This is a genomic window from Streptomyces sp. TLI_185 (genome assembly GCF_003814765.1).
Lineage (GTDB): Bacteria > Actinomycetota > Actinomycetes > Streptomycetales > Streptomycetaceae > Streptomyces.
On the sequence record NZ_RKRB01000001.1, the window covers coordinates 802,007 to 826,376 of the forward strand.

Sequence of the window (24,370 nt, forward strand, 5' to 3'; positions counted from 1 at the left end):
GCGGTCGCCCGGGCCCCACCGTGGGGGCGCTGACCCCCAACGGCGACCCGGTGCTTGCCGCACGGTTCGGCGTGCCGGTGGTCCCGAAGACGTTCGTGCGCAGGCCCCGGCTCACAGAGCAGCTGAATGCAGGAGTCCAAGGGCCGCTGACCCTGGTCGACGGGCCTGCCGGAGCGGGCAAGACCCTGCTGGTCGCGGACTGGGTCACGGCAGGGGGCCTGCCGGGGCCCGCCGCCTGGCTGATGGTGGAGCCCGAGGACAGCGATCCCGGCGTCTTCTGGACCTATGTGCTGCAGGCCTTCCGGCACCATGGGATCGCCCTGCCCGACCGGATCGGCAGCCCGGCCCGCGCCGGCAAGGTGGACCACTCGCTGCTGACCCGCCTCGCGGCCTGGCTGGACGGGCGGGACGTGCCGGTGATCCTCGTCCTGGACGACTTCGACGGGGCGCCCGGGTCCGCCGAGGTCGCCGATGAGCTGCAGTTCGTGCTCCGCCACGCGGGCGAGGGCCTGCGCCTGGTGATCATCTGCCGTGCGGAGCCGCTGCTGCCCCTGCACCGCTATCGGGCCGCCGGCGAACTCGTCGACATCCGCAGCGCCGACCTGGCGTTCCGTTCTGAGGAGACGGCGACTCTGATCGATCGCCACGGGCTGCCGCTGTCGGCGAAGGGGGCGCGTGCGCTGACCGAGCGCACGGGCGGCTGGGCGGCCGGACTGCGGCTGTGCGCCTTGGCGGCCGAGCACACCGATGACCCGGAAGGCTTCCTGAAGGACTTCGAGGCCGGTCAGAGCACCCTCGCGGACTTCCTCCTGGCCGAAGTGCTCCGCACCCGCCCGGCCGAGACCCAGGACCTGCTGCTGCGCACCAGCATCGTCGAGGAAACCCATCCGGATCTGGCCAATGCCCTCACCGGACGGAACGACGCAGAACCCATTCTGGCGGAGCTGCAGCGCGCAAACGCATTCGTCGAGCCCATCGGGCACTCCTGGTACCGGCTGCACCCGCTGTTCGCCGAGATCCTGCGGGCCCATCTGCGTGTCCGCCACCCCGGCCTGGAGCCGGAGTTGCACCGGGTAGCCGCCCATTGGCTGAGCGGGGCGGGCTTGCTGAGCGAGGCCCTGCCGCATGCGGCGGACGCGGGCGACTGGGATCTGGCCGCCGCCGAGTTCATCGACGATCTGGCGATCGGCCGGATGCTCACCGGCCTGGAGGCCGAGCGTCTGGACGGTCTCTTCGCCCCGATGGACCCGGAGGCCTCCGGGCTCGCCACCGATCTGGTGCGCGCGGCGCGCGAACTGACCCGCCACGACGTGGAGCGAGGTGTCGCCTACCTGCATGATGCGGAGGAGAAGCTGCCCGACGACCCGCGCGAGGCCGCGGCCGCGCAATTCAGCTGTGCCGTGTTGCGGGTGCTCGCCGCCCGGGTGGCGGGCTCGGCGGACAAGGCCGAGACGGCGGCCGCGGCGGCAGGAGAAGCCGCGCGTGCGCTGCCTGCCGACCGGCTGGAGCAGCGCCCGGAGCTGACGGCTCTCATGCTCACCGACCTCGGATCGGCCCAGCTGTGGGCCGGCCGCTTCGACGCCGCTCGTTCGACGCTGTCCGCCGCCGTCCAGGCCGCCGAGGTGCCGTCGACGGCCTTCCCCCGGCATGAAGCCCTCGGCCGACTGGCACTGATCGACTATCTGCACGGCTGGCCCGGCCACGCCGAGTCGCACGCCAGGGCGGCGATCTCCGAGGCTGAGCACGCCGGCCTGCCGGCGGCCGTGCGCACGGGGGTGGCCGAGCTCGTACTGGCCGCCGTCGCCATCGACCGGGGCGACCTCGTGGCAGCGCGCGGCCACCTCGAGCAGGCCGTCGCCTCGTCCGCCGCGTCCCGCGATCCCATCGCGGCCGTCGAACTGGCGCTGCTGCGTTCCAGGATGCGGCTTGCGAAGGGGGATCCCCAGGGGGCGCTCCAAGACCTCGACGCGATGACGGAGAAGCCGTTGGCCTCTGCGGACCCTTCCCCCTGGGTGAACGACCGGATCGCGATGGCCCGGGCCGCCGTTCGACTGGCCGAGGACGACCCGCGGGCCGCGGTGCAGGTCTTCGAGGACCAGCCGCCGCACACCCCGGAGGGCCTGGTGGCCGAGGCCCGGGCGCACCTGGCTGCCGGTGCGGGCGAGCGGGCGCTGGACATCCTCGACGCACTCTCCGACGACCCCCGCCGCGGACCGGCCGTCACGGCCTGGGCTCTGCTGGCCCGGGCGCAGGCCGTGGACGCACTGGGGGATGCCGCCGCCGCGGAGAGCCTGGTTGTACGGGCCCTGGCGGTCTCCCGGCCGCATCAACTGCGGCGGCCCTTCCTGGAAGCCGGGCCTTGGCTCGGGCGGCTGCTGAGCCGCCGGCCCGCGCTCACCCAGGGACATGACTGGCTGGCCATCCCGCCGGAGGGGCACCCCCCTGCCCCGCGTCCGAAGCAGGGATCCCTGAACCCTTCCCGGGAGCCCCTCAGTGAGCGGGAAAGGGAGGTGCTCGGGCGGGTGGCGCAGCTGATGTCCACCGACGAGATCGCTGACGATCTACATCTGTCGGTCAACACGGTCAAGACGCACCTGAAGAGCATCCACAGCAAGCTGGCCGTGAGCCGGCGGGGCGAGGCGGTCCGCCGGGCCCGGGAACTGGGTCTGCTGTGACCCTGAGCAGCACGGACGGACGAATGCGGCCCGTTCACCTGTCCGGGGTGATGTCCCCCGTCCCTCGCCGCCGCAGCATGGGGGCACAGAGACACGAAGGACCGGACGACGTCGAGAGAAGCCTGCTCATGCGCTATGAGATCCGCGTCGAGGGGCAGATGTCGGAGACGCTGTCTGCGGCGTTCCCCGAGTTGGACACCAGCCTCGCACCTCGCCAGACCGTGCTGTCCGGCGAGGTCACCGACGAGGCCCATCTGTACGGCCTGTTGGCGCGGTTCCAGTCGCTCGGTCTGCACGTGGTGGAGATGCGCCGGCTCCCGGCGTGAGAAGCAGGAACGCCGTACGCACGGCTGGGCCGGCCCCGCTCCTGATCCTCCGGGACGAGGACTTGGAGCGGGGCCGGCCCTGTCGGCTGTCACGTGCCCAGCAGCCGCGCCTTGGCTGCGGCGAACTCCGCATCCGTCAGCACTCCTTGGTCGCGCAGTTCGCCGAGCCGCGTGAGCTCGTCGAGCAGGGCGCTGCCCGCGGACGGCTGGGGGGCGGCAGCGGGCGCGGCAGGTGCGGCGGAGGCCTGCTGAGCCTGGAGCTGGTCGATGGCGGCCTGCTGGTCCACTTCGTGCTGCTGGGCCTGCGTGGCCCGGCGTCCGGCGGCGTATGCGGTGCCGCCGACCAGAGCGCCGCGCAGCAAGGGGCGGCGTCGTCCGAGAGGCATCGTCCTGTCCTTTCTGTTCCGCGGTTGTGCTGCGGTCTGCAGGGATCCGTCACGTCAGTGTCTGCGGCGTGGCCGTGCCGCTCAGTTCGGCCTCCACCTCGGCGATCTGCTCATGGGGGATACGCACCGTGGCCAGCAGACGGCCGTTGTGACGACGGACCTCTTCGGCGGCCTCGCGGGCCCATACGTTCTCCACCAGCAGGGCGAGGACGCTGGTGTCGGGGTCCATCACCATGGCGATCTCGTTGACGTCGTCGAGGCCGACCATCCCGAGCGTGCGGCGCGCGGCGATGTCGGCGGCCACGTCACCCAGGTTCGCGATGTCCGACAACTCGGTCCTTCCGATGCGCCCGTCGGGGTCCTTCGTCACCACCAGCGCATCGAGGATGCGGACGTCATTACGGCGTTCGATTTCCTGCACTGCCGCCAGGAAGGAGTCGGGAGGCTGACCGGCCGGGAACGAAAGAATGATCAGGTCGATCGGTCCGAGAATGCTCATGCCGGGGCTCCGTTCTTCCTCGGGCTGTATGCCGTGCGCGGTCAGTGCGAGGCGAGGATCTTCGCCTTGGCCTGCGCGTACTCGGTGTCGGTGATGTCGCCGTGGTCGTGCAGCCCGGCGAGCCTGGCCAGTTCGTCCGTACTGGTCCGCCCGGCCGCGGGGGTCTCGGCGGCGGCTTCCTGGACGTAGGAGCGGAAGGCCTGCTCCTGCCGCTGCATCTGGCGCCGGTCGCGTTCGCCCATGCCGCGCCCGCGGGCGATCAGGTAGACGAAGACGCCGAGGTACGGCAGCACGCAGACGGAGAGTGTCCAGCCGGCCTTGCCCCACCCGCTCATGCGGTCGTCGCGGAAGATGTCCCCGATGACCCGGAAGAGCAGGACGAACCACATGATCCACAGGAAGAACCAGAGCATGGTCATGAACGCGTTCAGGAGGGGGTAGTCCACGCTTGCCAGGGGGTAGTCCACGGTTGCCTCCACGTATCGGCCGCCGTGCTGCCGCGGCGGTGCCAGGGCCTTACCTGCTCCACGCTGCGCCCGCCGACCTGCGGACACATCACCCGGTGCGGGTGGGGTGCGGCCGGCGCCCGTGGCAGCGCGCCCACTTGCGCCCGCCTCCGCAGGGGCAGGGGGCGTTGTGGGGCCGCCGGGCGTCGGCGGCCGCGTACTGCCGCATGATCAGGGCGGGCGGCAGGTTCTGGCGCAGGAGCGCGGCCATGGTGCGCATCGGCAGGTCGACGTGGTGGAAGAACTCCTTGAAGCCGGGGCACAGGTGGTTGAGGCCCGGCTCCCCGTCCGGCGTCACGTCGAAGCGGTCCTTGGGGCAGCCGCCGTGACAGGCGAACCGTACGTCGCACTCGCGGCAGAAGCGCGGCAGGCCGTCCCGCTTGTGCTGCCCGAACTCCTGCTGCTCCGGCGAGTCCACCAGCTCCAGCAGGTGCCGCTGCCCGATGTTGCCCAGCAGGTGGCGCGGTTCGACGAAGTGGTCGCAGGAGTAGACGTCCCCGTTGTGTTCCAGGGCGAGGGCGCGGCCGCAGGTCTCGGAGTGCACGCACAACGACGGTGGCGCGCCGTACCAGTTGGCCAGGGCCACGTCGAACATCTGGACGTAGACGGTGCCGACGTCGCTCCGCACCCAGTCCTCGAAGACGTCGACGAGGAAGCGGCCGTACTGCTCCCCGGTGATCGAGCGCCGGGTGACCTGGTCGCCCTCCTGCCGGTACAGCGGCCGGTCCTTGGCCCGGGCGCCCCAGCCCGCGTCCGCTGCCGGCAGGTGCTGTGCGATGGTGCGCTCCACGATCGGGATGAACTGAAGGTGCCGTGCGCCGCATTCGTCACGCAGGAAGGCGTAGACCTCGCGGCCGTGACCGGCGTTGGCGTCGTGCAGCGTGGTGAGCGCGTTCCAGTCCACGCCTGCCGCACGCAAGTGGCCCAGCCCGCGCATGACCCGGTCAAAGGTCGGCTTGCCGCCCTTGTCGACGCGGTAGGCGTCGTGCATCGCGCGCGGCCCGTCGATGGACAGCCCGACGAGGAAGTCGTTGTCGCGGAAGAATCGCGCCCATTCGGCGTCGATCAACGTGCCGTTGGTCTGGACGGTGTTGACGATGCGTTGCCCCGCGCGGGCGTGGAGGCGTTCGTACTCCAGGGAGCGGCGGAAGAAATCGAGTCCCATGAGGGTGGGTTCGCCGCCCTGCCAGGCCACCGTGACCTCCGGTGCCGGGCCGTGCGCCTCGATCAGCTGGCGGATGTACTCCTGCAGCAGTTCGTCGGCCATCCGGAACCTGCTGCCCTCGTACAGCAGTTCCTTGGAGAGGAAGAAGCAGTACGTGCAGTCCAGGTTGCAGATCGCTCCGGTGGGCTTGGCCAAGAGATGGAAGGGGCTGCGAGGGGCCACCGGGTCGGGGCGCCGGACAGTGGGGGCGGGCAGCCATACGGTGCTCATGGCTCCCAGCGTGGCGGCGCGATCCGGCCGGGGGGTCACCCGTGGTGGGTGACCCCCCGCCGGAGAACGCCGTGGTCAGAGAATCAGGATGATGAAGATCACGCAGACTACGATGTTGACCAGCCAGCTGTGGGTGTCCATCCAGTCCCGCACCCGTGGCATCGCCGCGACCGCCCTGTGGTGGAACAGCAAGAAGAACAGCAGCGGAAGGGCCGCGACGAGCACGGTCGTCGCGATGAAGGGCAGCGCTTCGGCGAAATTCGCATTGGCCTGCGCCAGGTTCACTCCCACCGTCAGCATGACGACGATGTCCGACGGCATCAGGAAGATGACGAACAGCCCGGTCTTGAAGGCCGTCTTGGGCCCCGCCGACATGAGTGTGCCCAGCCACTTGGGCGGCTCGACGGTTTCCCGCCGCACCCAGTTCTTGATCGCGGCGAGGGCCAACAGGCCGACCAGCACGTACTGGACGATGCTGCCGCTCGACCCCGAGTCGCCGGGATCACCCAGGTTGAACACCGAGGCGATGGAGAAGGTGATCGCCGTGCCGATCGTCGTCGCGAGCGCGACACCGGCGAGGAAGCCGGCCGACACCCGGACGGCTCGCGGCGCCGTGACGAAGATGATCGCCGACATGATCTGCGGTCCGACCATCATCGTCACGGCCAGGGGCAGTACGTTGATTCCGTCCACGGAGCACCCCGCTCGCCTCGGCGGCGGCGCGGCACCCGCACCGTGTCCGCGCCGCCGCGCGTCAACTGGTCAGACGGCCAGCACCTTGGTCTTGGCCCGCTCGTACTCGGCGTCGGTGATGGCGCCCTGGTCGTGCAGGGCGGCCAGCCTGCCGAGTTCGTCCGCCTTGGTGGCCCCGGCCGTCGGGGTTGTGGCGGCGGCCTGCTGAACATATGTGCGGAACGCCTGTTCCTGGGCCTGCACCCGGCGCATCTCGCGCTCGCCCATCCCGCGCCCGCGGGCGATCAGATAGACGAGGACGCCGAGGTACGGCAGTGCGCAGACCAGCAGGGTCCAGCCGGCCTTGCCCCAGCCGCTGAGCGCGTCGTCCCGGAAGATGTCCCCCACCACGCGGAACAGCAGCATGAACCACATGATCCACAGGAAGAACCAGAGCATGGTCAGGAACACGTTGAGCAGGGGGTAGTCCATGGTTGCCTCCGCACGCCGGTGGCCGCGACGACGGCTGCGCGACCGGTGAGGGCCTGCGCCTCATACGGTGCGCCGGGCCTCACCCCTACGGCATCACCCCGTGCGGGTGGGCCACGGACCTGGGCCCGGGACGGCGAAGTCTCAAGAGGCGTCATGCGGCTGCGGTGGGGGTGTCTGCTCCCCGTTCAGCGTGGCGCGGCCGCCCGCTGCGAGGAGCGCCAGGAGCGCCAGGACGACGAGCAGGACGAGGCAGAGCAGCACGATGGTGAGCGCGGTGGGGTGGTTCCACAGCGCGAAGACCAGAGCCACGATCAGCAGGGCGGCCAGCGCGATCCACCGGCGGTAGGTCTGCGCCCAGACGCCGATCTTTCCGGTGCGGACCTGATGCGCGTATGCCCAGGTGGCGGCGGAGTCCGCGGTGCGTTCGGAGGTACTGCGGATGGCCACCGGCAGCCGTCCGGGACCGATCAGGTAGGCGCCGAGCGCGATCACGATCCCCAGCACGATCGCCGTGCGCAGGCTGACCTTCAGGAAGTGCAGCAGGGTGTCGAAGACGGCTGCCGCGGCCGCCTCCGACTGCACCTGGGGCGGGAGGTGGTCCAGGTAGTAGCGGCGTGCGACGACCAGGACGATGGCCACCACCAGGCAGGCGAAGGCCGCGCCCAGGGCGGTACGGGCCAGGGCGCGCCGCCTGCGGCGGGCCAGGAACACCCCGGCGGCGCCGATCAGGACGACGAGGACGGGGAACCAGTTGCCGGCCACGTCCAGGGCATGGGCACCCTTGCGGATCTTGGAGAGCTGGTCGGACTTGATCAGCACCAGTTGCTTGTTGACGTCGGGGATCTTCTCGGCCGGGGACAGACCAGCGTCGACCAGCTGCTGTTTCACCTGGTCGACGACGGTTCCGACGTCGAGTGTGACCGTGCCGTCACTGACGCCCAAGGCGCCGCGCCCCTCCCCGGTGAGCGCGTGCACCACCGCGTTGTGGGCGCGTCGGTTGGCGTTCGTCCACACCGTGGCGAAGGCGTCGCTGTGCACCACCCTGGTGACGACCTTCGTGACCGCGCTGTCGGTGGCGGAATCGATCTGCGGTCCCAGCCCTCGTACCGCGGCGGTGGCCCGTGGCGGCAGACCCTGGGAGTGCAGCCAGCCGGCGAGCTCCGCGGCGGCCTGGTTACCGTCGACACGTACGTCCGCCGCCTTGGAGATCCGCTTGACGGCCGCATCCTGGATCGCCGGGTCGGTGGCCAGCGGGGAGACCGTGGACACGTACCGGTCGGTGTCGAGCGCGATGTCGTGCACCCACACCGTGAGCAGCGCGACGGGGACGAGGATGCAGGTCAGCACGATCAATACGGCGGAGGCCGTCGCGCGGACGGTCCTCCCGGGTGCGGGGCTCATGCGAACTCCAGCTTCTGCGGCGGCGTTCTTCTGCCTCCTCTCCATTGCCGCCGTGCATCCGGCACAGCGCACACCGGGCAGGTCCGTACGAGTGAGGATCCGCGCTGATGGCTTGTCTCGGGACCAGTACGTCGGTGCCGATCACGTCGCTGCCGTGTCCGCGGCGTGACGGGCGCGTCGGCCGGCCGAGCGCAATGCCAACGCCACGGCGACCTCTGCGACACCGAGCAGCACCAGCCAGAGTCCGAGCAGCCGGGCGAGAGCCACGGCCGACTCGGCCGGGTAGCCGAGCACTACGATGCCGGCGACGACACCGAGGGTTCCGACGCCGAACGTGAGGCCGCGGTGTGCCCGGCCGCGGTCCGCGACCGCGATGTACACGGTCACCAGCCCCGACAGCAGCCAGAACACCCCCACGACGAGGGACAGCGCGGCGATGGTCTGCAGCGGATGGCGCAGGCACACCACCCCGACCAGCACGGAACCGAAGGCCAGGAGGATGCGCATCAGCCGGCTGCCGCTGTCCCGGTACGAACGCGAGAAGGCGGACACGAACGAGAAGACGCCCCCGAGCAGGAAGTGCAGACCGATCACGACGGCCAGCACATGCAGCGTCTCCTGTGGCCACACGAGCACGACGACGCCCGGGACCAAGGTCGCCAGGGCCCAGCCGAGCGCCCACAGCCATGCATCCCCGATGTCCGCCAGGATGTCCTGGGCGTCGGCCGGTGCGGGCGTGGGTGTCGAGGTCATGGTGTCGCCTCCGACGTCGAACGTAGGGGCCCTGTGATCACCCGCGCCGGGTGAGAGCGCCTCACATCCGCTGATCGGTGACGTCGTCGCGCCGCACCACGCACAGCGCCCAGATGATGAACGAGAACATCGCGATCAGCGTCAGCGACCAGACCGGGTAGTAGGGGACGGACAGGAAGTTGGCCACGATCAGCAGCGCCGCTATGGCCACACCACCGACCCTGGCCCAGGTGGCCGCCGTGAACAGGCCGAGGCTCACGATCACCGCGACCGCCCCGAGGGCGATGTGGATCCAGCCCCAGCTGGTCAGGTCGAACTTGAAGACGTAGTTGGGGGTGTTGACGAAGACATCGTCCTCGGCGACCGCCATGATGCCGCGGAAGATGTCGAGGAAGCCGGTGATGAACAGCATCACCGCGGCGAACACGGTCAGGCCGGAAGCGGCGGCCATCGCAGTGGGCGAGTGCCGGGGAGGAGTAACGGTGCTGGCCATGGCCGGCCTCCATTCCTCACGGGGGCTGCTGCTCGCAGCCGTTCACCCCCGAGCCTGCACCCGGCGCGCCACGCCGTGATCACCCGGAGAGGGTGAGGTCGCGCCGGTCTCCTCCCTGCTGTGCTGGGAGTGCACTCCCACCAGCCCGAGGAGGCTGAGATGGCTGCTGAGTTCCGGGGCAGGATCGCGCAGGACATCCGCGACTCGGTGCCCGACTGGGAGCCGTACCGGGAGCCGCAGGCACCAAACGGGGCACCCAACGTCCTCTACATCGTCTGGGACGACATCGGCTTCGGCACGTTCGACTTCTTCGGCGGCCTGGTCAGGGCCCCGGCAATGCGCCGCATCGCCGACGCGGGGGTGCGCTTCACGAACTTCCACACCACCGCCCTGTGCTCCCCGACCCGGTCCTGCCTGATGACCGGCCGCAACGCCACCAGCAACAGCATGGCCTGCGTCACCGAGATCACCAACGGCTACCCCAACAGCAACGGCCGCATCCCGATGGAGAACGCCGGCATCGCCGAGGTGCTGGTCGAGCGCGGCTGGAACACCTACTGCGTCGGCAAGTGGCACCTGTGCCCCTCGGAGGAGGCGAACATGGCCTCCACCAAGCGCCACTGGCCGCTCTCCCGCGGCTTCGAGAGGTTCTACGGCTTCCTCGGCGGCGAGAGCGACCAGTACTACCCGGATCTGGTCTACGACAACCACCCGTACGAGGTGAAGCAGACCCCGGACCAGGGCTACCACCTGTCGAAGGACCTGGCCGACCGGACGATCGAGTTCATCCGCGACGCCAAGGTCATCGCGCCGGACAAACCGTGGTTCACCTACCTGTGCCCCGGCGCCGGACACGCCCCGCACCACGTGCCGCGCGAGTGGGCCGACAAGTACCGGGGCGTGTTCGACGACGGCTACGAGGTCTACCGCGAGCTGACCCTGCGGCGTGAGATCGAGCTGGGGATCATGCCCGAGGGCACCGAACTCACCCCGGTCAATCCGCATGGCGAGCCGTACGCGCTCGGCCCCGCCGGGACGCCCTGGCCGGCCGGCGAGTTCGTCCGCCCCTGGCAGACCCTGGACGACGACGAGAAGGGCCTGTTCGCCCGCATGGCGGAGGTCTTCGCCGGGTTCGTCTCCTACACCGACGCCCAACTCGGCCGTGTCCTCGACTACTTGACGGAGTCGGGACAGCTCGACAACACCATCACGGTGGTGGTGTCCGACAACGGGGCGAGCGGTGAGGGCGGCCCGAACGGCTCCCTGAACGAGAACAACTTCTTCAACGGCGTGCCCGACGACATGGCGGACAACCTGCGCCACCTCGACGACCTGGGCAGCCCCAGGACCTACAACCACTACCCGACCGGGTGGGCCTGGGCCTTCGACACACCCTTCAAGTACTGGAAGCGGTGGGCCTCCTACGAGGGCGGCGTCGCGGATCCCATGTTCCTTTCCTGGCCGGCCGGGATCCGGGCCGCGGGCGGGATACGGCACCAGTACACGCATGCCATCGACATCGTGCCGACCCTGTACGACCTGCTCGGTGTCGATCCGCCCGAGACGGTCAAGGGCTACCGGCAGACCCCGCTGCAGGGCGCGAGTCTGCGCGGCGTCCTGGAGAACCCCGGGGCACCCGACCCCCGGGACACGCAGTTCTACGTCATGCTGGGCACCCGCGGCATCTGGCACGACGGCTGGCACGCCTCGGCGCTGCATCCGCCGGCGCCGTCCGGCTGGAGCAGCTTCGACGACGACACATGGGAGCTGTACCACCTGCGGGAGGACCGCTCCGAGGCCCGCGATCTGGCGGCCGAGCACCCGCAGAAGGTGGAGGAACTGAAGCGGCTGTGGGCGCAGGAGGCCGAGCGCCACAACGGGCTGCCGCTCGACGACCGTACGGCGATCGAGATCTTCAGCACGCCACGGCCTCAGCTCTCCGAGCCCCGCGACCAGTACGTGTACTACCCCGACTGCGCCGACGTGCCCGAGTCGGTGGCGGTCAACATCCGCGGCCGGTCCTACACCCTCGCCGCCGATGTCCGCCTCGACACCCCGGAAGCCCGCGGTGTGCTGTTCGCGCAGGGCGGCCGGTTCGGCGGGCACAGCCTGTATCTCCTCGACGGACGGCTGCACTACGTCTACAACTGGCTGGGCCGGATGGAGCAGAAGGTCGTCTCGCCCGGCCGGGTGCCGGTGGGCGACCACATTCTGTCCGCTGCCTTCCGCGCCGACGACCGCAAGGACAACGGCCTCACGGTGGGAACCCTGACTCTGCACGTCGACGACCGTGAGGTGAGGGCGATCCGGATCAGGACCCAGCCCGGCATGTTCGCCTGCGACGGCGAGGGGCTGTGCGTGGGCCGCGACAGCGGCCAGGCCGTCTCCGCCGAATACGACCCGCCCTTCCACTTCCTGGGCGGCACCATCCGCCGTGTGCTGGTCGACGTCAGCGGTCAGCCCTTCGCCGACCTGGAGAAGCAGGCCAGCGGCGCGTTCATGCGCGACTAGCGGGCGGGAATGCAACGACGGCCGGAAGAAGGACGGCACGATGAGCAGTGGCGCCTGGACCGTGGTGGCGGTGGCGGGCGTCACCGCCGCCTACGCCCTCGGTTCGCGTCGGCTGTCGACCACACCCGTCACCTCGGCGATCGTGTTCACCGGATGCGGCATCCTCATCGGTCCCGCCGTCCTCGACATCGTCGGCATCGAACATGACTCCGCGCCCCTCACGGCCCTGCTGGAAGCCGCCCTGACCTTGGTACTGTTCACCGACGCCATGACCGTACGGCGACGCGACCTGGCCACGGGCGGCTTCCTGCCCGGCCGGCTGCTGGGCATCGGCCTCCTGCTGAGCATCGCCGCGGGCTGGCTGCTGGCCTGGCCACTGCTGCCGGGGCTGACCGCATGGGAGCTGGCCCTGGTGGGCGTGATCCTCGCCCCCACCGACGCCGCTGTGGGCAAGAGCGCCATGTCCGATCCCCGGGTGCCGGCACTGGTCCGCGCGGGCCTCAATGTGGAGAGCGGCCTCAACGACGGGATGGTGCTGCCGTTCTTCGTCGTCTTCCTCGCGGCCATCCCCGGCACGTCCTACGCGCACGAGGGCGTGGCGGGCACCTTCTGGCGGTCCCTGCTCCTCAGCAGCGCGCTGGGCCTGCTGGTCGGCGGCTGCGGCGGGCGGCTGCTGCAGGCGGCCCGGGCCCGCGGCTGGGTCGCTCCTGAGTGGCGGCAGGTCCTTGTCCTCGCCGTCGCCGCGGGCTCGTACGAACTGGCTGTGATCACCGACGGCAGCGGCTTCATCGCCGCCTGGGTCGCCGGGTTCGCCTTCGGATACGCCCTTCGGCGCTTCCCCTTCGCCACCGGCACCGAGCCGGAGAGCGGGGAGGACACGTCCGAGTTCGCGGAGAACCTGGCGGGTCTGCTGGCGTCGGTCAGCCTGATGCTCTTCGGGGCGGTGCTGCTGGGACCTACGCTGCAGCACCTGACCTGGAAGATCGTGCTCTACGCCGTGCTCAGCCTGACCGTGGTGAGAATGCTGCCCGTGGCCGTCTCCTTGCTCGGCAGCGGGCTGCGGCCGCCGACGGTCGCCTACATCGGATGGTTCGGGCCGCGCGGTCTGGCCTCCGTCGTACTGGCCTTGCTGGTGGTGGAGGAGCATGTGCCGGGGACGCAGGAGATCGGCCGGGTGGTCGCCGCAACCGTGGCGCTCAGCGTCCTGCTGCACGGCGTGTCGGCCGTGGCGCTCGCCGAGCGGTACGGCGCCTGGTTCCGGCGCGCGGGCGCCGCTGCCGGGCGTGAGCTGCGGGAGGGCGCCGCGGCGCCGGAGAGGCCGGCGCTGTCCGCTGGGCCCGGTGCTACGCGGTGAGGTCGGTCCTCGCCCTCACCTGTCCGGCGGCCACGGCATCGGCCAGCGCCCGGTGATCGCGCTCGTTCTGATCGGCGTAGGCCTGCGCGAAGCGAGCCAGCGCCCGGTCGAAGGTGTCGCCGCGACCGAGATAGGCGCCGATGGCGATCGGATCGCCGGAACGGGCATGCGCACGCGCCAGTGAGGCGCCGCACAGCCGGCCGAAGAGCGCCAGGGTCGCAGGATCCATGGTCTCCGGCCGGGCGATGCCCTTCCAGTCCCGCAACTGCCGTACATAGAAGTCGCGTTCGCGGCCGTCGATCCCCGTCATGTGCTTCCATCCGAGGAAGATGTCGCTGGCGGCCTGCATCAGCCGCTGCCCGGCCACCACCCGCTCGCCCTGGTTGTCGTACACGCTCGCGCCGCTGTAGGGGGCGAGGACCGAGTTGCCTGCCTCCTTGGCCTGCAGCAGCAGCGGATCCTCGTCGTCCCGGCCCAGTAGCAGAATGATCCAGCAGCGGGTGCCGACGCTGCCGACGCCGACCACCTTGCGCGCCATGTCGACCACGTGGAACCGACCCAGGAGGTGCTGCCTCTCCGACGACAGGGTGCGCGCGTAGTCCGCCACCAGGGCGCGCAGCGTCTGTTGCAGCTCGTCGCCCTCGGTGCCGGGCAGCAGCTCGTCGAGCGGTGTGATGAGCGGGGGGTCGGAGATGATCCGGGGCCGGCCGTCGACCAGCCGGGTCAGCTTCCCGGCGGCCTGCCGACTCGTCCGGGTACGGGCCTTGGCCGATGCGGTGTCGACCCGCCGGCGCTCGCTGCGGCTCAGCCGCTCGGACAGGATCGCCTCGACCTGGGCGGCGTCGTCGCGGGCGTACCAGATGTCGAGGGTGCGCATCCCCGCGAACTCCCGCATCCGCTCGCGGTAGGCCCGGACACTGTCGCGCACGACCGTGGCGCAGTCCGCGGCCGGGAACGAGTTGGCGCGACCGGCGATCACCAGGCTCGCGGCGAGCCGTTTGACGTCCCACTCGAAGGGGCCCGGCAGGGTCTCGTCGAAGTCGTTGATGTCGAAGACCAGATGCCGCTCGGGGGAGGCGAGCAGCCGGAAGTTCAGCAGATGGGCGTCACCGCACAGTTGGGCCATGAGCCCGGTGTGCGGGGACGCGCCCAGATCGGACGCCATGATCGCCGCCGCGCCGCGGTAGAAGCGGAACGGCGATTCGAGCATCCGGCCGTAACGGACCGGGACCAGTTCCGGGACCCGGGCGGCGGACTGCCGCTCGAGGATGTCGACGGGATCGGGCCGCTTGGCGTCCGGCTCGAAAACGGCATGGGCGGAGCGCGGCAGCAAGGCCCGCGTTTCCTTGCCCAGCGCCGCGCGCTCGGACGAGGACGAAGGACTCTCGTTCATCGTGACCATGACCGTCCCTCCTTTCTGGCATCGTCGCGGTTCGCCGGCTGCGTGGGATCACCCCGGGCAGGTGATGTGCCGGCCAGGGCGGGGCGCTGTGATGCCCCTGTGCGCAGTGCCGAGACCCCCGCTCGGACGGCCGGCCCGGGCGACCGCCGCCCCGGGACGGTGCAGAGGTGGACGGCTCGTCTGGCGCTGCTGGTCGCGACCGCGGCGATCGTGGTGCTGCTGGCGGCTGCCGGGGTCAGGAGCGTGGCCCTGCTGCTCGTCGGTCTGGCGGGACTCGCCGCCACGGCGGCCGCCGCGTGGTGGGCGCTCACCCATCACGGTCTGCTCCGGGCGCTTTCCTCCGCCCTGGCCTCGGTGGTGCCGCTCGCCGTGCTGGTGTACTACGCCGCACTGCACCTGCTGTGGGCCGCCCTGTCGGCCCTGGCGCTGGCGGCCGTGGCAAGGATGACGGGACGGGTGGCCCTCGGCGCGGAGGTGGGTCCCGCGGGGCCGCCACAGCAGCGAACTCCGCCCCCGAAGGCGCCGTTCCTGATCATGAACCCTCGCTCGGGCGGCGGAAAGGTCGGCAGCTTCCACCTCGTGGAGAGGGCCCGAGCACTCGGTGCCGAGGTGGCCGTACTCGACCCCGCTCACCCGCAGGACGTCGCCGCACTGGCCCGCCGAGCCGTGGCCGAGGGCGCGGACCTGCTGGGCGTCGCCGGAGGGGACGGCACCCAGGCGCTGGTCGCAGGGGTCGCCGCAGAGCACGACGTGCCGTTCATGGTGATCCCGGCGGGCACCCGCAACCACTTCGCGCTGGATCTCGGCCTGGACCGTGCCGACCCCTCGAGGTGCCTCGACGCCCTCACCGACGGATTCGAACTCCGCATCGACCTCGGCTTCGTCTCCGACCGGGTCTTCGTCAACAACGCGTCCTTCGGTGTGTATGCGCAGGTCGTGCAGAGCGACGCCTACCGTGACGACAAGGTGGGCACGATCCTGCAGCGGCTCCCGGAGCTGCTGACCCACCGGTCCGGCCCGCGGCTGACCGTGCGCGCCGGCCACGTGCTCTTGGACGCCCCGCAGGCGGTGCTGGTCAGCAACAACCCCTACCAGGTGGGGGATGCGGCCGGCCTCGGTCGCCGCACGCAACTGGATTCCGGCGCGCTCGGCGTCCTCGGTGTCAACGTCGACAACGCGGCCCAGGCGGTCGACCTGCTGCGCGGCCCGCATGCCCGCGGGCTCACCGCGCTGACCGCGACCGACGTGGTCGTGGACGCCGATGCTGCCGAGATACCGGTCGGCGTAGACGGCGAAGCCCTCGTCCTGCCCGCCCCCGTCACCTGCCGCATCGCGCCGGGTTCGCTGCGCGTACGGGTACCCAGCGGCCGGCCGGGGCCGCCCCGGACAAATCCGCCGACGGACTGGCGGGCCCTGGGCCGACTCGCCTTCGCACGCCGTACCACGGCAGCGGCGCGCTGACCGCGACCGGCGGGAACCGGTCGTCGCGGCTATCGGTGCGGCACCTGAGCATCCAGCACCGCTCGGGGGACGCGACGCGGGGTGGCGGGGCCCTCCGGGCCGTAGCCGAGCCGGATCAGCATCTGAGCATGACCGATGTGGTGAGGGTCCGGGCTGAGGAAGCGGCGCAGGTCGGGCCATTCCATCGGCTGGTGCAGCAGCGACGCACGCAACCCCAGGGCGGTGGCCACGAGCAGGACGTGTTCGAGTGCCTCTCCCGCCCGCAGCCAGTCCGTACGACGGTCGTGCTCGGTCCTGAGCAAGGCGAGGGCCGGGGCGGTCTCGAAGTCCTGGGCGGGCAGGCGGCCGGGGTGGCGTGCGGCGGTGAAGTCCCGCATGGGGATGCGTTCGCGGGCGTCCTGCGGGCCGAGTGCGGTCTGCGGGAGGCCCGCGGCGAACGGGCTGTCCGGGTCCCGGTGCACCCAGCGGCGGCTCTCTGTGCCGCGGTCGGCGTCGGCGCGGTTGCGCTGCTCGGCCTCCGCGGTCACCCGCAGCAGCCGGACCGTCTCGGCGGCCTCCGGGAAGACCAGTGAGGCGCCTTCCGCGTGGGCGGCCTCGGTGAGTTCGGCGCGTGCCTGCGGCGGCAGCGGCCTGGCGGAGAACGGGAAGCGGCTGCTGTGCCTGCGCCAGATCGCCGGGTAGAGGTCGCCGCGGTGTTCCGTGTCGTGGCCGCCCCTGGCTCCGGTGGGCCGGACGACGGCGAGCAGGCCGGGGTCGTCGGGGCGGGGCAGCAGCCGGACGACGGGTGTCCAGCCGAAGTGGGACACCGCGATGCGGAGGTTGAAGACGGAGGCACCCACCGACAGATGCAGGGCACGGCCGGCCGGATCGGCATGCCGCAGGCCGCGCTGCGGGTCCGCGCGCACCTCGAAGGCGACGGTGTCGGGGTCCAGCCTGAAGCGCCAGGGCTGCGTGTTGAAGAACGAGGGCGCGGCCACGGCGGCCGCCACGCAGGCTTCCAGGGTCTCGGCGTCGAGAGGCACGGATGGCATGGTGCCCTCCTCCCGCACGGGTTTCGGAACAGGTGGTTGTCCTTCGAGGGTGGGCGCCCGGCGGCCTCCGGGTGAGGGGCCGATGGTCCCGGGCAGGTGGCCGGTCAGGCCACCGATGACGACGGCCGTGGGGACGGAGCGCTCCGCGCACGGACGGACGGCTGCTGCGGGCCGGCGGGCGGCCGCAGGGCTGAAGGGCCCACGGCCGTCGCAGACTTGGTCCCGGTCGGCCCCATGACTCCCTCTGCCCGGCCCATGCCACGACCCGCACCCGGCTGTCACCTTGCTCGGAGTGACGACGAGGAGGTGCGGACCGATGCGGACCCGCAGGCGAACCAAGAGGTGGCTGTGGAGGTGGCGGGCCAACCCGCTGCGCAGGCGCGACGACGTTCTCGAGGCCTGGCTCGTGCTGGCCCTCTGGACGCTGGTGGCCGTGGGCGGAACGCTCGCCGGTGTGCTGACGGCCCGGGCCGCCGACGACGCCTTCACGGAGCAGCGCGCCGAGCGTAACCCCGTAAGGGCCGTACTCCTCACGGACACCCCGCCCTCGGAGGCGAAGAGCTACCGGGCGTTCACGCAGGTCCGCTGGACCGGAAGGGACGGATCTGCCCGCACCGGCAGGACGCTGGTGGACGGCGGGCTCAGGGCCGGATCCACGACGGTGCTCTGGACCGACAGGCAGGGGAACCTCACCACCCGACCGCCGAACCGCACCGATGCGGCAGTGGAAGCGGGACTCCTGGGAGCCGCGTCGGCGCTCGCCGTGACCGGCCTCGTGTTCGGAGCCGGAGGCGCCGCACGCTGGTGGCTCGACCGGCGGCGCATCGACGAGTGGGGCAGGGAGTGGGACCTGGTCGGCCCGCGGTGGGGGCACAAGACGGGCTGACGACCGACCGTACCGGAGCCGACGGACGCCTGAGCAGGGTGCGCGATGTCTGCTGCGGTTCGACGGCGCCCCCAAAGGGGCGCGGGGCTGTGACATCAGCGGCTCCGCCGCGATGGGGGTCCCCCGCTCGAGCGAAGTCGGGAGTGGGGGAGCGACCGACCACAACGGCGCCGCAGACGAAAGACAACGATCCGCGGCCCAAGCAGCGGTGCGCTCCGCGCCGCGATCCTCCGGACACGTGACCTGCGCCGCCCGAGAACGGATACTTCGGACTGTGGCTGCGGATCTGTTCGCTGAGCGGAACTGGAGGAACCCATGAAGATGCTGATCAATGTGCCGGAGAGCGTGGTCGCGGACGCCCTGCGGGGCATGGCCGCCGCCCATCCCGAGCTGACCGTCGACGTGGAGAACCGGGTGATCGTACGGCGGGACGCCCCGGTCGCCGGAAAGGTCGCCCTGATCTCCGGGGGCGGCTCGGGGCACGAGCCGCTGCACGGCGGATTCGTGGGTCCCGGCATGCTGTCGGCGGCCTGTCCGGGCGAGGTGTTCACCTCCCCGGTTCCCGATCAGATGGCGCGCGCCGCGGCGGCCGTGGACAGCGGGGCGGGCGTGCTGTTCATCGTGAAGAACTACACCGGCGACGTGCTGAACTTCGACATGGCGGCCGAGCTCGCCGAGGACGAGGGCATCCAGGTCGCCAAGGTGCTGGTCAACGATGACGTGGCGGTCACCGACAGCCTCTACACGGCCGGGCGGCGCGGTGTCGGCGGCACGCTGTTCGTGGAGAAGATCGCGGGCGCGGCGGCGGACGAGGGGCAGCCGCTGGAGCAGGTGGAGGCGATCGGCCGGCAGGTCAACGAGAACTCCCGCAGTTTCGGCGTCGCGCTCAGCGCCTGCACCACACCCGCCAAGGGCAGCCCCACCTTCGATCTGCCCTCCGGCGAGCTGGAGTTGGGCATCGGCATCCACGGCGAGCCCGGCCGGCAGCGGCGGGCGATGATGACCTCGGGTGAGATCGCCGAGTACGCGGTGAACGCGATCCTGGAGGACATGCCCCCGCGCAACCCGGTCCTCGTCCTGGTCAACGGCATGGGTGCGACTCCGCTGCTGGAGCTGTACGGGTTCAACGCCGAGGTGCAGCGGGTGCTCGCCGAGCGCGGTGTCGCGGTCGCCCGGACGCTGGTGGGCAACTACGTCACCTCGCTCGACATGGCCGGTGCCTCGGTCACCCTGTGCCAGATCGACGAGGAGCTGCTGCGGCTGTGGGACGCGCCGGTCAAGACGCCCGGGCTGCGCTGGGGCATGTAGACCGGCGGGCCGAGGTGTCAACGTACCTACCACGCAAGGAGATCCAGTGCTCGACGCCGACTTCTTCCGCCGTTGGATGACGGCGACCGCCGCGTCCGTGGACCGCGAGGCGGAACGGCTCACCGCCCTCGACTCGCCCATCGGGGACGCCGACCACGGCAGCAATCTGCAGCGCGGGTTCCGGGCCGTGGCCGCGACGCTGGAGAAGGAGGCGCCGGACACGCCCGGTGCCGTCCTGACGCTGGCCGGGCGGCAGCTGATCTCGACCGTCGGCGGTGCGTCGGGGCCCCTCTACGGCACGCTGCTGCGCCGTACGGGCAAGGCGCTCGGGGACGCCGGCGAGGTCACGGAGGCGCAGTTCGCCGAGGCGCTGCGGGCCGGGGTGGAGGCGGTGATGACGCTCGGCGGCGCCGCACCCGGCGACAAGACCATGATCGACGCGCTGGTGCCGGCCGTGGACGCGCTCGACGCCGGCGGGTTCGCCGCGGCCCGCACCGCCGCCGAAGAGGGCGCCCTCGCGACCACGCCGTTGCAGGCTCGCAAGGGCAGGGCCAGCTATCTCGGAGAGCGCAGCATCGGGCACCAGGATCCCGGCGCCACCTCGTCGGCGCTGCTCGTCGCCGCCCTCGCGGAGGCCGACGGTGAGTGACGGGAAACAGGTCGGGATCGTGCTGGTGTCGCACAGCGCCGAAGTGGCCTCCTCCGTGGCCGAGTTGGCGAAGGGGCTGGCGGGCGGCGGGGTCTCGGTGCCGGTCGCCGCGGCGGGCGGCACCGAGGGCGGCGAGCTCGGCACGAGCGCGGAGCTGATCGCCGCCGCGGCCGCGTCCGTGGACCGGGGCGCGGGGGTTGCCGTGCTCACCGACCTCGGCAGTGCGGTGCTCACGGTGAAGGCGCTGCTGGCCGAGGGCGACGAACTCCCCGACCAGACACGGCTGGTGGACGCCCCGTTCGTGGAGGGGGCGGTGGCCGCGGTGGTCACGGCGGCCACGGGCGCGGACCTCGCGGCCGTGGAGGCGGCCGCCGCGGAGGCGTACACGTACCGGAAGGTCTGAAGCCACCGAAAGGTCCGAGAAGACCTCTCACCCGAGTCCCTCCGCAGCGACGGCGAGGGCCGAGCGCATGGTTGCCGTCAGCTCGGCTTGCGCCGTCACGCGGTCGGTCTCCGCGTCTGCGGTGCGCCACGCGTAGTGCTCGACGGCCGCGCGCAGGGCCGCGTTGAACATCGCCGCCTGGATCGTGGGCCTCAGGTCCTCCGCAGGCAGCCCGGCGCGCTCGGCGAGGGCGCGGGCGAACGCCGGTTCCGCCTCGTCGTAGGTCTGGAGCCAGACGGCGCGCAGGTCCGGCTCGGTGCGGGTCAGCCGTACCAGGGCACCGACGGTCGCGCGGTCGGGCCCGGCGACGACGCCCAGGTCCGCGGTCAACTCCGGCGCGAAGATGTCATCGAGGGGCTGTCCGCTCGCCCATTCCCGCAGCCGGGCGGCGATCATGTCGATGCCTGCCGTGAACAGCGGCCGTACGCAGGCCTCTTTGCTGGGGAAGTAGCGCCACACGGTGCGCGCGGAGACGCCGACGGCCTGCCCGATCTGCTCGCCGGTGGTCGCCGCGACGCCCTGGGTGACGAACAGGTCCACCGCGGCCCGGGCGATCTCCAGCCGGATCTCGGCCTTGCGCTCCTCGGTCAGGGGCGGTCGTCCCGTCCGTCCGCGGGCTGCGGTCATGTGTCCCTCCGGGCTCCGGTGATCACTCTCCCGGAATTCTCCCCCACCCATTTATGTCACTCGCAGACATTAAATCGTAGGGTGTGCCCACACCGGGCTCGCGGGCATCTGCGCGGGTCCTCGTACGCATGGACAGGAGCACCTCATGGCCAGTGGACTCGACGGGCGCAGCGTCATCGTCACCGGAGCGGGCTCGGGCATCGGGCGCGCCGCCGCTCTGGCCTTGGCGGCACAGGGGGCGCGGGTCGTGGTCGCAGACCTCAACGCCGAGGGCGCGGACGCGGTCGTCAAGGAGATCGAGCAGGCGGGCGGCGCCGCGGTCGCCGTGGTGGGCGACCTGAGTGAGCAGGCCGTGGTCGACCAGGCGGTCCGGACGGCCGTGGAGAGCTTCGGCGGCGTGGACGTCCTGGTGAACAACGCCGGGATCATGGACCGGATGTCGGCGCTCGCGGACGTCGGCGACGCCGAGTGGGAGCGGGTCATACGGGTCAATCTCACGGCTCCCTTCCTGCTCACCCGAGCGGTGCTGCCACACATGCTTCAGGCGGGCAGGGGCGCGATCGTGAACACCGCCTCCGAGGCCGGCATCCGGGGCAGCGCGGCGGGCGCGGCGTACACGGCCTCGAAGCACGGAGTGGTGGGCCTGACCAAGTCCCTCGCGGTGATGTACCGCAACCAGGGCATCCGCACCAACGCCATCGCCCCGGGCGGCACCGCCACGGGAATGATCCCCGACATCGACGGGAGCGCCCACGGCCCGGCGGCTCTCGGCCCGTACATGGGCAATGTCGGACGCGTGTCCCAGCCGGAGGAGCAGGCCGCCGCGATCGTGTTCCTCGCCTCGGACGCGGCGAGCAACGTCAACGGTGTGATCCTGCCGGTCGACAACGGGTGGGCGGCCGTCTGACGACGCCCCGGGCGTCTATCCGCCACGCACGAACTGCTGTGCCAGCCGCCGGCCCACCGCGACGGCGGCGGCATGGCTCTCGATCGGTTTGACCTGCGAGTACTTGAAGACGATGTAGGTGACGCCCGAGGGCGTTCCGCCGTTCGCGCCCGGGCGGATGCCGAGGCCCTTGGCGGTGGCGTAGGACGCCTCGCCGATGATGTCGTCCGGGCCGATGTCGCCCACGACCGCGTACTGCACCCTGCCCCGGTAGACGACGGCGGCGACCGATCCGCCGCGGACGCCGTCGTCCAGGTGGTCCCAGATGCGGCTCGGGGCGGGCACGACGATGTACGGGAGGCGTTCGGCGCTCAGGTAGCGCCCGTCGGACTGCTGGTAGGCGGTGGCCTCGGAGAACGAAGGATCGGTGCGGCGGTTGCAGCGCGGACCGGGCTGTCCGTCACAGTCGATGTCCATGTCGGCCTTCCAGAAGACGGCGCGCCGGGTGCCGCACACCGCAATCGTGGCCGGTCTGCCGGCGTCGCTGCGGAAGCGGCCGCGGGAGATCCGGGTGCAGTCACGCACCCTGGCCAGCAGATCGGCGGCACGGACGTCGCCCTCGCGCCAGGCCACCGGCTCCGCCCGGCCGCGGGTCGCGGCGTCGGACAGCATCGGCGGGGCCAGTAAGACGGCGCCGGCCACGGCCAGGGTCAGCGACTGGACACGCACCATGAGAAGCCCTTTCCCGAAGGGGCCCTGACGGGCATTCAGCCCGGGCGGGCGCCGTAGCGATCATGGGGCCACCGTAGGCGGACCTGGCGGCGCACAGCTCCAGGCAGCTCACGGCGTGGCGTGTCGTCGGACGTCCGGCAGGGTGCCGGGCGCCTGAGCCCGTATCGGCTCCGGCGGCCCGGCCACCCGCGTCCGGCGCGGGAACAGCGACGACAGCGGTCCGCGCCACCGGCATGAACTCGCCGTTCCTCAGGGAGAGTTCAGCCGTGAGGAGCTTCAGCATACGTAACTCCGGCGGGCGGTCCGCAACGCCGTCACCCATGCTGTCGGCCCGCAACCAACCCCTTGATGCGATCACGTCAGCCGCGCCATATTGGTCCGGACCATTACCGCCGTGCCGTGCGGGGAGGGAGCAGTGCGTCACGACACCGTGCTCGTGTGCCGGTCCCTCGCACTCTGTGCCGCACTGGCCCTGGCCGCATCCTGCGGCGGGAGCGGCGCCGGGGAGGACGACGGCGGGCTGCCGGCGGCCCCCACGGGAGTGACCGCGGCGGCGGGCAGTTCGACCAGCGTCCACGTGATGTGGAACGCGGTACGCGCGGCCCCGCGCGTCAGCCTCTACGAGGTGTATCGCGGCACCACCAAGGTCGACGAGGTGCCCGGTTCCCGGCACATGGTGGACGTCACCAGGCTCAGGCCGTCCACCTCGTACGTCTTCACCGTGCGGGCCAGGAACAGCGAGGGCCGGCTCGGGCCGCCCGGCCGCCCGGTCCGGGCGGCGACCCCGGCGACCGTGGCGGCCGACGACATGGCACCGACCCGGCCGGGAAAGGTGCGCGGCCGGGCGCTCGGCAGCAGGGCCGTCGAGCTGTCCTGGTCCGCGTCGAGGGACGACCGGGCCGTGGTGTCGTACGACGTCTACCAGGGCACCGCCAAGATCCACAGTGTGGGCGGAGCACAGACGGCGACCGTGGTCACCGGGCTGCGGCCGGGCGCCCGCTACGCCTTCACCGTCCGCGCCCGCGACGCCGCCGACAACCTCTCGCCTCCCGGCACCCCCGTCCGCCTCACCACGCCGGGCTCCGACGACGGGCACAGCACGGCACCCACCGCCTTCCGGGCGACGAGCCACCGCGCCGGCGGGGCGTACTACCTCGACCTGCGCTGGATCCCACCACGCACCGACGGCGTGGTCACGGAGTACCAGGTCCGCCTCGACGGCAGCGCGGCCACCTCCCTGGTCTACGGCGGAGACGCGCCGCGCGACCGGGCGTCGTACTCCTTCTACGTCGGGCGGGATCCCGGCGTGCGCCTCCGCGTACGGATCCGGGCCAGACTGCCCGACGGCACCTGGGGCGGCTTCTCGGTCGAGCGGACGGTGACCACCGGGGCGGCCGGCGGCTGACGGCCGTGACAGGCCTGCGTCATGGGCCGGACGGAGGA

At 71.6% G+C, this 24,370-nt stretch carries 24 protein-coding genes; 11 read left to right on the forward strand and 13 right to left on the reverse strand.

The features are described from left to right. The first annotated feature begins 20 nt into the window (after window positions 1-20). Both EDD92_RS03650 and EDD92_RS03655 read left to right on the forward strand, forming a co-directional pair. A complete protein-coding gene (locus EDD92_RS03650; protein ID WP_260326301.1) occupies window positions 21-2,675 on the forward strand; it encodes a LuxR C-terminal-related transcriptional regulator in 2,655 nt (884 codons plus the stop codon). Window positions 2,676-2,803: 128 nt separating this feature from the next. Further along, window positions 2,804-3,001, forward strand: coding sequence for a hypothetical protein (locus EDD92_RS03655; RefSeq protein ID WP_123962961.1), 198 nt, complete (start codon window positions 2,804-2,806; stop codon window positions 2,999-3,001). 89 nt (window positions 3,002-3,090) lie between these two features. Here EDD92_RS03655 and EDD92_RS03660 read toward each other — a convergent pair whose 3' ends face one another. The 9 genes from EDD92_RS03660 to EDD92_RS03700 all read right to left on the reverse strand — a co-directional run bounded on the left by EDD92_RS03660 (window position 3,091) and on the right by EDD92_RS03700 (window position 9,638). After that, on the reverse strand, window positions 3,091-3,387 hold the full coding sequence (locus tag EDD92_RS03660) for an SHOCT domain-containing protein (RefSeq protein ID WP_123962962.1): 297 nt from the start codon (window positions 3,385-3,387) through the stop codon (window positions 3,091-3,093). Between the two features lie 49 nt (window positions 3,388-3,436). Further along, complete coding sequence (locus EDD92_RS03665; RefSeq protein ID WP_123962963.1) at window positions 3,437-3,886, reverse strand: DUF6325 family protein; 450 nt, start codon at window positions 3,884-3,886, stop codon at window positions 3,437-3,439. A gap of 41 nt (window positions 3,887-3,927) precedes the next feature. Continuing rightward, a complete protein-coding gene (locus EDD92_RS03670) occupies window positions 3,928-4,305 on the reverse strand; it encodes an SHOCT domain-containing protein (RefSeq protein ID WP_123970255.1) in 378 nt (125 codons plus the stop codon). A 136-nt stretch (window positions 4,306-4,441) separates the two neighbouring features. Further along, on the reverse strand, window positions 4,442-5,827 hold the full coding sequence (locus EDD92_RS03675) for an anaerobic sulfatase maturase (protein WP_123962964.1): 1,386 nt from the start codon (window positions 5,825-5,827) through the stop codon (window positions 4,442-4,444). Between the two features lie 75 nt (window positions 5,828-5,902). Next, window positions 5,903-6,520: a GAP family protein gene (locus EDD92_RS03680; RefSeq protein ID WP_123962965.1), complete on the reverse strand. Its 618-nt coding sequence runs from the start codon at window positions 6,518-6,520 to the stop codon at window positions 5,903-5,905. Between the two features lie 69 nt (window positions 6,521-6,589). Continuing rightward, a complete protein-coding gene (locus EDD92_RS03685) occupies window positions 6,590-6,991 on the reverse strand; it encodes an SHOCT domain-containing protein (RefSeq protein ID WP_123962966.1) in 402 nt (133 codons plus the stop codon). Between the two features lie 141 nt (window positions 6,992-7,132). Then, window positions 7,133-8,392: a hypothetical protein gene (locus tag EDD92_RS03690; RefSeq protein WP_123962967.1), complete on the reverse strand. Its 1,260-nt coding sequence runs from the start codon at window positions 8,390-8,392 to the stop codon at window positions 7,133-7,135. Between the two features lie 141 nt (window positions 8,393-8,533). Further along, the gene (locus EDD92_RS03695) at window positions 8,534-9,145 is read right to left on the reverse strand and encodes an HdeD family acid-resistance protein (RefSeq protein ID WP_123962968.1); all 612 of its coding nucleotides are present in this window, start codon (window positions 9,143-9,145) and stop codon (window positions 8,534-8,536) included. A 61-nt stretch (window positions 9,146-9,206) separates the two neighbouring features. Beyond that, a complete protein-coding gene (locus EDD92_RS03700; protein WP_123962969.1) occupies window positions 9,207-9,638 on the reverse strand; it encodes a hypothetical protein in 432 nt (143 codons plus the stop codon). 159 nt (window positions 9,639-9,797) lie between these two features. On the opposite strand from EDD92_RS03700, the gene EDD92_RS03705 reads away from it, so the two are divergent. Beyond that, the gene (locus EDD92_RS03705; RefSeq protein WP_123962970.1) at window positions 9,798-12,149 is read left to right on the forward strand and encodes an arylsulfatase; all 2,352 of its coding nucleotides are present in this window, start codon (window positions 9,798-9,800) and stop codon (window positions 12,147-12,149) included. A 40-nt stretch (window positions 12,150-12,189) separates the two neighbouring features. Further along, window positions 12,190-13,503 (forward strand): sodium:proton antiporter, encoded by a 1,314-nt coding sequence (locus tag EDD92_RS03710; RefSeq protein WP_123962971.1) that lies wholly within the window; start codon window positions 12,190-12,192, stop codon window positions 13,501-13,503. On the opposite strand, the gene EDD92_RS03715 is transcribed toward EDD92_RS03710, so the two are convergent. After that, a complete protein-coding gene (locus EDD92_RS03715) occupies window positions 13,493-14,905 on the reverse strand; it encodes a DUF2252 domain-containing protein (protein ID WP_123962972.1) in 1,413 nt (470 codons plus the stop codon). The two genes, EDD92_RS03710 and EDD92_RS03715, sit on opposite strands and share 11 nt — an antisense overlap. A 99-nt stretch (window positions 14,906-15,004) precedes the next feature. Here EDD92_RS03715 and EDD92_RS03720 point away from each other — a divergent pair, with 99 nt between their 5' ends. Continuing rightward, entirely contained in the window at window positions 15,005-16,366 is a 1,362-nt protein-coding gene (locus EDD92_RS03720) for a diacylglycerol kinase family protein (RefSeq protein ID WP_399181763.1), read from the forward strand. 29 nt (window positions 16,367-16,395) lie between these two features. Here EDD92_RS03720 and EDD92_RS03725 read toward each other — a convergent pair whose 3' ends face one another. Continuing rightward, the gene (locus EDD92_RS03725; protein WP_123962974.1) at window positions 16,396-17,397 is read right to left on the reverse strand and encodes an Acg family FMN-binding oxidoreductase; all 1,002 of its coding nucleotides are present in this window, start codon (window positions 17,395-17,397) and stop codon (window positions 16,396-16,398) included. A 316-nt stretch (window positions 17,398-17,713) separates the two neighbouring features. Between EDD92_RS03725 and EDD92_RS03730 the strand changes: the two genes are divergently transcribed. The 4 genes from EDD92_RS03730 (at window position 17,714) to EDD92_RS03745 (ending at window position 20,643) form a co-directional block, all read left to right on the forward strand. Then, a complete protein-coding gene (locus EDD92_RS03730) occupies window positions 17,714-18,283 on the forward strand; it encodes a hypothetical protein (protein WP_123962975.1) in 570 nt (189 codons plus the stop codon). A 315-nt stretch (window positions 18,284-18,598) separates the two neighbouring features. Further along, window positions 18,599-19,591, forward strand: coding sequence for a dihydroxyacetone kinase subunit DhaK (dhaK, locus tag EDD92_RS03735; protein WP_123962976.1), 993 nt, complete (start codon window positions 18,599-18,601; stop codon window positions 19,589-19,591). Window positions 19,592-19,637: 46 nt separating this feature from the next. After that, a complete protein-coding gene (dhaL, locus tag EDD92_RS03740; RefSeq protein WP_123962977.1) occupies window positions 19,638-20,240 on the forward strand; it encodes a dihydroxyacetone kinase subunit DhaL in 603 nt (200 codons plus the stop codon). Then, the gene (locus tag EDD92_RS03745; RefSeq protein WP_123962978.1) at window positions 20,233-20,643 is read left to right on the forward strand and encodes a PTS-dependent dihydroxyacetone kinase phosphotransferase subunit DhaM; all 411 of its coding nucleotides are present in this window, start codon (window positions 20,233-20,235) and stop codon (window positions 20,641-20,643) included. Before dhaL ends, EDD92_RS03745 begins: the two co-directional genes overlap by 8 nt. A gap of 27 nt (window positions 20,644-20,670) precedes the next feature. On the opposite strand, the gene EDD92_RS03750 is transcribed toward EDD92_RS03745, so the two are convergent. Beyond that, on the reverse strand, window positions 20,671-21,309 hold the full coding sequence (locus EDD92_RS03750; RefSeq protein ID WP_123962979.1) for a TetR/AcrR family transcriptional regulator: 639 nt from the start codon (window positions 21,307-21,309) through the stop codon (window positions 20,671-20,673). A gap of 145 nt (window positions 21,310-21,454) precedes the next feature. Here EDD92_RS03750 and EDD92_RS03755 point away from each other — a divergent pair, with 145 nt between their 5' ends. Beyond that, entirely contained in the window at window positions 21,455-22,216 is a 762-nt protein-coding gene (locus EDD92_RS03755; RefSeq protein WP_123962980.1) for an SDR family NAD(P)-dependent oxidoreductase, read from the forward strand. Between the two features lie 15 nt (window positions 22,217-22,231). Here the strand turns inward: EDD92_RS03755 and EDD92_RS03760 are convergent, their stop codons facing one another. Beyond that, window positions 22,232-22,924 carry a glycoside hydrolase family 75 protein gene (locus EDD92_RS03760; RefSeq protein WP_123970256.1) on the reverse strand — a complete coding sequence of 231 codons (693 nt, stop codon included), beginning with the start codon at window positions 22,922-22,924 and terminating at the stop codon, window positions 22,232-22,234. 418 nt (window positions 22,925-23,342) lie between these two features. Here EDD92_RS03760 and EDD92_RS03765 point away from each other — a divergent pair, with 418 nt between their 5' ends. After that, window positions 23,343-24,332, forward strand: coding sequence for a fibronectin type III domain-containing protein (locus EDD92_RS03765; protein ID WP_123962981.1), 990 nt, complete (start codon window positions 23,343-23,345; stop codon window positions 24,330-24,332). The last annotated feature ends 38 nt before the right edge of the window (window positions 24,333-24,370 follow it).

Coding starts and splice junctions, on each gene's coding strand:
- EDD92_RS03655 (WP_123962961.1), top strand. CDS start 2,804: ATGCGCTATGAGATCCGCGTCGAGGGGCAGATGTCGGAGACGCTGTCT.
- EDD92_RS03660 (WP_123962962.1), bottom strand. CDS start 3,387: ATGCCTCTCGGACGACGCCGCCCCTTGCTGCGCGGCGCTCTGGTCGGC.
- EDD92_RS03665 (WP_123962963.1), bottom strand. CDS start 3,886: ATGAGCATTCTCGGACCGATCGACCTGATCATTCTTTCGTTCCCGGCC.
- EDD92_RS03670 (WP_123970255.1), bottom strand. CDS start 4,305: ATGACCATGCTCTGGTTCTTCCTGTGGATCATGTGGTTCGTCCTGCTC.
- EDD92_RS03675 (WP_123962964.1), bottom strand. CDS start 5,827: ATGAGCACCGTATGGCTGCCCGCCCCCACTGTCCGGCGCCCCGACCCG.
- EDD92_RS03685 (WP_123962966.1), bottom strand. CDS start 6,991: ATGGACTACCCCCTGCTCAACGTGTTCCTGACCATGCTCTGGTTCTTC.
- EDD92_RS03690 (WP_123962967.1), bottom strand. CDS start 8,392: ATGAGCCCCGCACCCGGGAGGACCGTCCGCGCGACGGCCTCCGCCGTA.
- EDD92_RS03695 (WP_123962968.1), bottom strand. CDS start 9,145: ATGACCTCGACACCCACGCCCGCACCGGCCGACGCCCAGGACATCCTG.
- EDD92_RS03700 (WP_123962969.1), bottom strand. CDS start 9,638: ATGGCCAGCACCGTTACTCCTCCCCGGCACTCGCCCACTGCGATGGCC.
- EDD92_RS03705 (WP_123962970.1), top strand. CDS start 9,798: ATGGCTGCTGAGTTCCGGGGCAGGATCGCGCAGGACATCCGCGACTCG.
- EDD92_RS03710 (WP_123962971.1), top strand. CDS start 12,190: ATGAGCAGTGGCGCCTGGACCGTGGTGGCGGTGGCGGGCGTCACCGCC.
- EDD92_RS03715 (WP_123962972.1), bottom strand. CDS start 14,905: ATGGTCACGATGAACGAGAGTCCTTCGTCCTCGTCCGAGCGCGCGGCG.
- EDD92_RS03725 (WP_123962974.1), bottom strand. CDS start 17,397: ATGCCATCCGTGCCTCTCGACGCCGAGACCCTGGAAGCCTGCGTGGCG.
- EDD92_RS03730 (WP_123962975.1), top strand. CDS start 17,714: ATGCGGACCCGCAGGCGAACCAAGAGGTGGCTGTGGAGGTGGCGGGCC.
- dhaK (WP_123962976.1), top strand. CDS start 18,599: ATGAAGATGCTGATCAATGTGCCGGAGAGCGTGGTCGCGGACGCCCTG.
- EDD92_RS03750 (WP_123962979.1), bottom strand. CDS start 21,309: ATGACCGCAGCCCGCGGACGGACGGGACGACCGCCCCTGACCGAGGAG.
- EDD92_RS03755 (WP_123962980.1), top strand. CDS start 21,455: ATGGCCAGTGGACTCGACGGGCGCAGCGTCATCGTCACCGGAGCGGGC.